This is a genomic window from Methanobrevibacter sp. (genome assembly GCF_030539875.1).
Taxonomy (GTDB): Archaea; Methanobacteriota; Methanobacteria; order Methanobacteriales; family Methanobacteriaceae; genus Methanocatella.
This window is the reverse complement of record NZ_JAUNXI010000009.1, coordinates 69,123-77,991: the sequence shown is the minus strand read 5'-3', so window position 1 is coordinate 77,991 and position 8,869 is coordinate 69,123. Positions and strand designations below refer to the sequence as shown.

Genomic DNA, 8,869 nt, shown 5'->3' with positions numbered 1-8,869 from the left:
TGGATTTCTTTGGTGGAGGAAAAAAATTTAACATTATTGAGAAAAAATACGAAGATAACTTTTTAGCAGCTATCAATGAACCGGTTAAAGAAATCATGACTCGTGATTTGGTCACTTTATCTACTAAAGCTTCTATTGGCGAAACAATTAAAGTGATGTTAGAAAATCAATTAGGTGCTATTCCTCTTATTGATGCTGATGAAAAACTTGCAGGTATTGTAACTGAAAGGGATATTGCATTATCTTTTGCAGGTATGTTGGGAAGTGAAACAGTAGCTGAATATATGAGTACTAAAGTATTCACTACAACCCCTGGAACTCCATTGGAAGGCGCATGCAAAATCATGGTTAGAAATGGTTTAAGAAGAATTCCAATTGTTGGAGGGGAATCAGATATTTCTAGTGGAAATAAAAAATTATTAGGAATATTGACCTCAACTGATGTTATCAGGTTTTTAAATGCTAAAGAATTGTTCGATAATTTAAATTCTAATTTAGCAACCGATGTTTTAAAAACTAAAGTCTCAGAAATAATGGCAAAAGAACCAATAACAGTTGAACAAAACATGACTATTGGTGATTTATGTGCATTATTCGCTGAAAAAAATATTGGTGGAGTACCAATTCTTAGAAATGATAAAGTAGTTGGTATTATTACTGAAAGAGATATTTTAAATACAGTTAAAAGATTATAAATGCTGTACTGATAGGAGATGATAATATGCAAATTAAGAATTTGATGTCTGAAGATATAATTACTATAGACAAAGATCAAAATCTTTCTGATGCATTGAAATTATTGCGCAAACATAATATTTCCCGTTTGCCTGTAACAAATAACAAGGAATTAGTTGGTATTGTTTCTGAAAGAGATATAGCTGCTAAGCTTGGTTCTTCAAAATCTGAAAGCATGCCTGCATCAAGATTCCATATTTCATCTGTAATGGTTAAAGATGTAATTGCAGTTCCCGAAACAATGCAATTGGGCGAAGTAGCAAAAATAATGTTGGAAAACGGCATCGGATCAGTTCCGGTTATGAACGATGGTAAAATGTCAGGTATTGTTTCTAAGGCCGATTTCGTGACTCTTGCTGTTGGAATTGCATTTGATAAAATAACTGTGAAAGAAATCATGTCAAATGAGGTAGTGATAGTTTCCCCAACAGATAGGCTGATTCATGCAAGAAGAGAAATGATTAATGCTAAGGTTGGAAGATTGCCTGTTGTTGACGATGAGGATCTTGTAGGAATGATTACTTCTAAAGATTTAATGAGAGCATTCATTGATTTTAGAAAAAATGTTCCTGAAAAATATCAAAAAAGCCAAATCAAAGAGATTTTAGTCGAAGACGTCATGTCTTCAAATCCATCTTATGTAACTAAAGAAATGTCAATTTCTGATGTTTCTAAAATCATGATGGATACTGGATTTAATGGTTTGCCTATTGTTGAAGGAGGCAAACTCATTGGTATCATAACACAAACAGATATATTAAGACTAATTGAAAAATTAGAATCTTAATATCTTTTTTTTTATTTTTTTTGGAGGGTATTTGCATATCAATAATTTCTTTTTTAGGACCAAAAGGAACTTTCACCCACGAAGCAGCCAATATGATAGGGGATGATTTAATTCCATATTGCACTATTCCTGCTGTTTTGGAAAGTGTTGTCAATGATGAGTCATCTTTTGGTGTTGTGCCAATTGAAAATTCGATTGAGGGGCCTGTTGGAATAACATTGGATTCACTGGCTCACAAATTTGATTTAAAAATTTTTAATGAAATAATTATTCCGATAAACCAAAATTTGATAGTAAATCGCGGAACTAAAGTGGAAGAGATTGAGGATGTTTATTCTCATTCACAGGCTATATCCCAATGTCAGGAATTTATTAACAAACATAACATGCAGGCTCATTATGCGGTAAGCACAGCTAATGCTGTTAGAAACATTGTCGGGGATAAAACTAAAGCGGCTATTGGCAATTCAAAAGCGGCCAGATTATATGATTTGGAAATTATTAAAGCAAACATTCAAGATGCGGATAATAATGAAACCAGATTTGTTGTAGTTTCAAAAAAAGACCACAAACCAACAGGCAACGACAAAACTTCCATTATTTTTTCCATTTATGAAGATAAACCGGGCAGTTTGTATGAAATTTTAGGGATTTTCCAGAAAAATAACATTAACTTGACTAAAATTGAATCCAGACCATCTAAAAAAGGTTTGGGCAAATATTTGTTTTTCATAGATTTCAAGGGTCATATAAACGATGCTGTTGTTAAGGATATAATTGAAGAAATCAGAAATAATACTTATTTTTTAAAAGTTTTAGGTTCCTATCCCGAATTTAGGTAAACTATAAATTAATGTTTTAATATAATAATTATATTATAATAATCTCAGGGAGGGTAGGAATGCCAAATGATAGAGAGAAACTTCTAAGAATCATGGACAGTTTGGAACATGATTACAGTGCTGGAAAGATTTCTCCAGAAAAATACAGTTATTTTCGTTCAAAATATGAGGATAAATTAAATTCTATTGATGCTTTGGAAGCTACTAGAAGAATACGGTCAATGCAAGGCAAACCAACGTCCAATACTAAAAACAAAAGAAGTACAAGGCCTGTTGCAAACAATGCTGAAAAACAAGAAGATTTGGTTCAAAAATACATTATTAATCCTAAAAAGGATGACACCAAATATAACAAAAAAGAAAAAAAATCAATGAGCAGCGGAACATTTAAACTGGTATTGCTATTGGTTTTGGTTATTGGTTTTACTGTTGGCGTAGGTTATGGGGTTTTCAATTTGGATTTTGATAATATCTCCGATACAAATCCTGTAGGCATTGTTGAAGATACTGCATTCCCTGATTTTACAGAAGATATAGTTCAAAATACTACATATAATAGTTCATCTTATGTTAACTCAAATAATAGCATAAAAACTACACAGGACACATCTGGTTCTGATATTTCGGACGATTCTTCTTCCGGTGGTGATTCATCTGGTGGGGGATCTTCTGGTGGAGGTTCTTCTTCCGGCGGAGGTTCATCTGGTGGAGGTTCTTCTTCCGGCGGAGGTTCATCTGAAGGTTCGGACTCTGGTGGAGACGATGGCGAGTAGCGTGGTTTCTACTCTTTAAATAATGGTGGTTTTATGAAAAATAATGTTTTAAAAAGAATGGTTATAGTAATTTCAATTATATTATTGTTTATTTGCGCATTTTCATGTGTTAATGCAGACAGTGGAGACTTTACTATGCAGACTTTATCTAAAGGAGGTATTGTTATTCATTATCCTTCTAATTGGGGTTATTCTGAGTCAACTTCTAATTATTCTATCATGTCAATATCTAAAATTAACTCTATTAATTCATCCGGTGTTGGCCAAATTAACATTAACTTTGAAAAGAAACCTGTTGAAGGGGAATTTTATAGCTTTGTTAATAAAACCTACGATTCAATGAAAAAGGATTCCTCTTTTAGTTTAGTATCTTCCGGTCAGGTAATGATAGGCAATATTAATGCAGTTGAATATATTTATACTTCTAATCAAACAGGCATTGAAAAAGAACATAAGGCAGTCTGGTTTGAAAAAGGCGGTCAGGCTTACGTGATGTTATATAGTGCCCCTATAAAAGATTTTGAAGATAATTTATACATATTTGATTATATTTTATCAGATATTCAAATTACATAGTTTGGAGGAATTACATGATTGTATTGTGCGTTACAGGTAGTATTGCAGCTACTGAGTCTATTAAACTGGCCCGTGAGTTCAGACGCCAGGGTGTTGAAGTAAAATGCTTTATGAGTGATGCTGCATGTGAGATTATACATCCCAACTCTATGGAATTCGCTACCGGCAGTGAAGTTGTAACAAAGTTGACCGGTAAAATTGAGCATGTTAAATACTCACAGGAAGATTTAATATTGGTTGCTCCGGCCACGGCAAACACTATTTCCAAATTTGCGCATAAAATTGCTGATGATGCAATATCCACTCTTCTAATCACTGCATATGGACACGACACACCAATTTTGTTTGTTCCATCAATGCATGATTCAATGTATAAGGCAATTAAAGAGAATATTGATAAGATTAAGCAGGATGAATCTGCTAAATTCATTAAACCTCGTATGGATGAAGGAAAAGCAAAGTTCCCATCAAAAGAGGACATTGTTCTTGAATCTTTAAGAACTATTAGTCTAAATAAGAAGGATTGATTTTATTAAAGGGAAAAAAGTTTTAATAAGCCTTGGAGGCACATATGAGCCTATTGATTCTGTAAGGGGTATTACAAATAAATCTTCTGGAAAAATGGGTTTGGCACTGGCAAAAGAAGCATATATTAGAGGCGCCGATTTGACTTTGGTTGTGGCTAAAGTTAGTGTTGACATTCCTTCTGTTTTTGATGTTATTCGTGTTGAGACGGGTAATGAAATGAATGAATCTATTTTGAGTCTAATTCCTGATTTTGACATTTTCATATCTACAGCTGCAGTTTCTGATTTTGAATTTAAGAAGAAGGATAATAAAAAAATCGATTCAAACAGTTCACTATTCTTAAATTTGAAACCGACCACTAAAATCATTCGTCAGGTTAAAAAAATAAATCCCGACATTTTCTTAGTTGGTTTTAAGGCAGAATTCAACATATCCAAAGATGAAATAATCTGCTGTGCTAGAAAGCAAATTGAACAGGCAGGTACAGATTTGGTCATTGCTAATGACATATCCAAAAGCGGATGTCATTTCGGATCTGATGATAATGAGGTTTTAATTGTCGATGATGATGTATTGTCTGTTCCTTTAGCTTCAAAAAGCGAAATTGCAAAAACCATTTTTGATGTAATTTCTAAAAAGACATGTTAACATCTACATTACTCACTTTATTTATATATTTTTCATCTTGTGCTGTTTGTTATTCTTGATTTTGGAGTTATAATTTCTGTTAATTATGAGTTAAACATTATTTTAATTGATCATATTTTCTATTTTATCGAATCTTCTTTTCATCTTATTTTTTGATTCACAGGAGTCATTCCGGTTGGAGTAAATTTATTTTTAATAGGCTAATTTTATAAATGCTTTTTATTGTTGTTGCTATTTGATAGTTTGATAAAGGTATTGTGGTAAAAAGTAATTTAGTTGTTGGCTTTTCTATGAATCAAATTTTTAGTTTGTTAACTGAACTTGTAGCTTAATATAAGTCCATTAAAGTAATACTTTTTATAAATAAAATGGATGAAATAGTCTTTAAAAAAAATTCTTCTAAAAATTAGTATTTTTATAAAATGAGTTCATGCCTTTAGGCTTTACTTAAATGGAGTGATTAATAGAGTGAATTAACCTAAAGGACACTTCAATGAACTATTATTTTATTTGCATTAGCATATATAATATTTTATTTTCTACTATAAAAAGGTATCTGAGTATTACGAATTGTTGATTTTTGTAGTATTTTTTTAATTTTCTTAAAGGTATTTTTTCACTGATTATCGCTTGAAAATCATGTGATTTTTTTCAAGGATTTTTACTTGATTGGCAATGCAATATTGCCTTTTTTGTGGCGGTGTTGTTTTGGGTTTTGGTTAATTTTAAAAAATTTACCATTGTTTCTGCATGAATTTTCGTCTGATTTTGATTTGTTATTTCAGATGTTTTTGGTTAGGGTAACTGTTATTGTAATATTCGGGGTTATCTGTTTTTGTCTTATAAAATTTTCAAATCCTTTTAATCATATGATTTCAAAGGTGGTGATATCTGTTGGAGTATCGTGAGGATATGTTTTCGGCTGTAGGGGGTGATTGTCTCTTTTTTGTTAAGTCGTAAAAAATTAAATTGATGTGAACTTTCTGTTTTCTCTTTGAAGCTTGAAAATCCATGGGTGCACGGTCATGTTTGAGGCGTGAGGCTGATTTTGGATTTGATTGATTTTTCTTGTTCATTCAATTTGGGGTGTTAATTGATTATTAAACCTTGGCTAATTTTAATTGGAGGATATTTTGTTGATTATTGATTTATCATCATTTTAATATCATAATTACTTTGAATACGTAATATTGCTTTTAGTTCGTAATTTAAACGATGGAAATCTTAATAAACTATGATAAACAATCTTATAGTATGGATATTGAATATATTAAGGAAAATTATCGCTTTGAAACACTTACAGGCGAACATGATTTGTCCAATTTTAAGTGTGCATCAGATGATTTGAATGATTTTCTTAAACGTGATGCGTTAACTCAGCAAAAAAGCAAATTAAACCTGACAAAATTAGTGATGTGTGATGATACTATAGTAGGTTATGTTTCCCTTTTGACTGATACAGTTCCTTTAAGGGATATTCGTGATGAAGACACAAAACAGGATATTAAAGATCAATTGGACATCACTTCCAAAAAGAGGAAATTGCCTGCAATCAAAATAGGAAGATTTGCGATAGATGAAAAATATGCTCATAAAGGATTAGGTTCCGAAATATTGATGAGCGTTTTATTCAATGTTAAAAATATTGCTGAAGATAATGTTGGATTAAGATTTGTTACGGTGGAAGGATATGCAAGCGCATATAATTTCTACACAAATCATAACTTCATTAACCTGAAAAAAGACGACGATAAAATTAAAGAGAAATTAGATGTCATTATAGAACGAAATCCTGAACAGACATTCTATTTATATCTGGATTTAAGAGTTCTAGAATGATACCTTCCTAGCCGCATCATACCTCTTTTTGAATTCTTTATCCTTTTCTGTAAGAGGTTCGACCATTCTGTTTAAAAAATCAGATGCTTCTTTACCATATAATGTTGGGGTATCTCCAATAGGTTTTGCCATAGCTTATCGCCTCTTCAGTTTGTACATTTACTATGTTTCTCATCGCTTAAATAAGTGTTGTTTGCAATGACTTCAATATTATCATTTCAATTCAATATTTCATTTATTTGATAAATAAGATGAAAATGTTAGGTATTGAAGTAATTTGACTAATCATTATGGAATTGGATTTCAAAATGCATCAGGTTTATCTGCAATGAAATTCATAAGTATCACTTGAGAGGCAAAAGCTTGATATATTTCTATACATAACTAAGTAATACTTTTTGGCGGTTTTTGTAGTAAGTTTTTATTTTTCTTAGAGCTATTTTTTAGTTGATTATCACTCAAAAATTGGGTGATTTTTTTCAAAGATTTTTACTTGATTGGCAATGCATTATTGCCTTTTTTGTGGGGGTGTTGTTTTGGGTTTCGGTCAGTTTTAAAAAATTTATCACTCTTTTTTTCTGAATTTTCGCCCGATTCTCCTTTGGCATTTCAAACATTTCTGGTTTGGATAACTGTTATTGTAATATTGTCGATTATCTGTTTTTGCCCCATGAAATTTTCAGATCCTTGTAATCATATGATTTCAAAGGTGGTGATATCTGTTGGGGTATCGTGAGAATATGTTTTCGGCTGTAGGGCGTGGTTGTCTATAGTCTGTTAAGTCGTGAAAAATTAAATTTATGTGAGCTTTCCGTTTTCTGTTTGGGGCCATGAAAATCCATTTGGGCATTGTCATGTTTGAGGTGTGAGGCTGATTTTAGATTTGATGGACATGTTTTCACATAGGTTGGTGTAAATTGCCGTCTGTGTGTTTATTCGTCTGGTTCATCGTTCGTGGGATTTTTAATTTTCACTTTAAAAAATTCATGGGATGTGGCGGCATTTCACAATTACATCTGGTTTTCTTTAGACATGTCATTGTCTGACATTGAAATATTGCTCCTCCCTTTGTAATATTGTCATCACTTCGTAAAATTGCTTTCATTTCAAACAAAAATTATTTATAATTTTTAATTTAATATATAATAGGTAATTCATCCTTAATTGAATGAAATGAGGAACTATTATGGATGAAAAATATGCTATCAAATTATTTGAAGAGTATAAGATAAGGACTAAATGGAGGTCTTGAAATCGAGGATTGCCACTATTCAGTAATAGATGTCATAGCAGTCCTTACAGAAAGTAAAAATCCAAATAGGTACTGCGCTGACTTAAAAAAATTATCCGAGGAATCCTGTCAACCTTACGAAAATATCGTAAGGTTTAAACTCAAAGCTACTGATGGTAAAATGCGTGTAACTTATGCTCCTAATACTAAACAATTATTGCGTATCATCAATCCGTTCCTTCACCAAAAGCCGAACCTTTCAAACAGTGGTAAAGAAAATGCCCTTTTTTGCATGCAATCAGTTGTTAATCTTATTGGGATGATGAGTATGGATATCGAATATATTAAAGAGAATTATATTTTTGAGACACTAAATGAAAACCATGACTTAGATGATTTTGAATGTGAATCGGAAGATTTGACAAATTTTTTAAAAAATGATGCATTGAATCAGCAAGATTTGAATTTAAGCCTAACTCATTTGGTAATTTGTGATGGGGTTATTGTTGGGTATGTATCAATTTTAACAGATTCAATGAAATTAAAAATCCTTGAAGATGAAACTGTTAAAAAAGAAATACGTGCTGAATTAAATATTACTGAAAACAATGAGATGCCTGCAATCAAAATAGGAAGATTCGCAATTGATAAAGAATATGCCCATAAAGGATTAGGCAAACATGTTTTTAGAAATGTCTTGTTAAGTATTTTGGACATATCTCAAAATATTGTTGGGTTAAGATTCATAACCGTAGATGCATATGCAAGTGCATTCTGGTTCTATGTTGACAAAAACAATTTCAAATATCGTAAAAACGATCAGAAATTGGTTGATAACATGGATGAGATTATAAAAATAGATTCTGAAAGAAGTTTCACTCTTTACAAAGATTTAAAAAGTATTTAAAAA

At 31.6% G+C, this 8,869-nt stretch carries 10 protein-coding genes; 9 read left to right on the top strand and 1 reads right to left on the bottom strand.

Translation table 11 applies throughout. The features are described from left to right. The 8 genes from Q4Q16_RS05060 to Q4Q16_RS05025 all read left to right on the top strand — a co-directional run. A partial coding sequence (locus Q4Q16_RS05060) for a CBS domain-containing protein (RefSeq protein ID WP_303346633.1) occupies positions 1-695 on the top strand: 695 nt, incomplete at its 5' end. Between the two features lie 26 nt (positions 696-721). Continuing rightward, complete coding sequence (locus Q4Q16_RS05055) at positions 722-1,522, top strand: CBS domain-containing protein (protein ID WP_303346632.1); 801 nt, start codon at positions 722-724, stop codon at positions 1,520-1,522. A gap of 29 nt (positions 1,523-1,551) precedes the next feature. Further along, positions 1,552-2,364, top strand: a complete 813-nt coding sequence (gene pheA, locus Q4Q16_RS05050) for a prephenate dehydratase (protein ID WP_303346636.1) — start codon at positions 1,552-1,554, stop codon at positions 2,362-2,364. Positions 2,365-2,423: 59 nt separating this feature from the next. Continuing rightward, complete coding sequence (locus Q4Q16_RS05045; RefSeq protein ID WP_303346631.1) at positions 2,424-3,137, top strand: endoglucanase; 714 nt, start codon at positions 2,424-2,426, stop codon at positions 3,135-3,137. Between the two features lie 33 nt (positions 3,138-3,170). After that, the gene (locus Q4Q16_RS05040; RefSeq protein ID WP_303346630.1) at positions 3,171-3,713 is read left to right on the top strand and encodes a hypothetical protein; all 543 of its coding nucleotides are present in this window, start codon (positions 3,171-3,173) and stop codon (positions 3,711-3,713) included. A gap of 14 nt (positions 3,714-3,727) precedes the next feature. Next, complete coding sequence (locus tag Q4Q16_RS05035) at positions 3,728-4,240, top strand: flavoprotein (RefSeq protein ID WP_303346629.1); 513 nt, start codon at positions 3,728-3,730, stop codon at positions 4,238-4,240. Between the two features lie 25 nt (positions 4,241-4,265). Continuing rightward, the gene (locus Q4Q16_RS05030; protein ID WP_368660212.1) at positions 4,266-4,889 is read left to right on the top strand and encodes a phosphopantothenoylcysteine decarboxylase; all 624 of its coding nucleotides are present in this window, start codon (positions 4,266-4,268) and stop codon (positions 4,887-4,889) included. Positions 4,890-6,104: 1,215 nt separating this feature from the next. After that, complete coding sequence (locus Q4Q16_RS05025; RefSeq protein WP_303346628.1) at positions 6,105-6,728, top strand: N-acetyltransferase; 624 nt, start codon at positions 6,105-6,107, stop codon at positions 6,726-6,728. Here the strand turns inward: Q4Q16_RS05025 and Q4Q16_RS05020 are convergent. Next, positions 6,720-6,860, bottom strand: coding sequence for a hypothetical protein (locus Q4Q16_RS05020; protein WP_303346627.1), 141 nt, complete (start codon positions 6,858-6,860; stop codon positions 6,720-6,722). The two genes, Q4Q16_RS05025 and Q4Q16_RS05020, sit on opposite strands and share 9 nt — an antisense overlap. A gap of 1,280 nt (positions 6,861-8,140) precedes the next feature. Here Q4Q16_RS05020 and Q4Q16_RS05015 point away from each other — a divergent pair. Then, complete coding sequence (locus Q4Q16_RS05015) at positions 8,141-8,866, top strand: N-acetyltransferase (RefSeq protein ID WP_303346626.1); 726 nt, start codon at positions 8,141-8,143, stop codon at positions 8,864-8,866. The last annotated feature ends 3 nt before the right edge of the window (positions 8,867-8,869 follow it).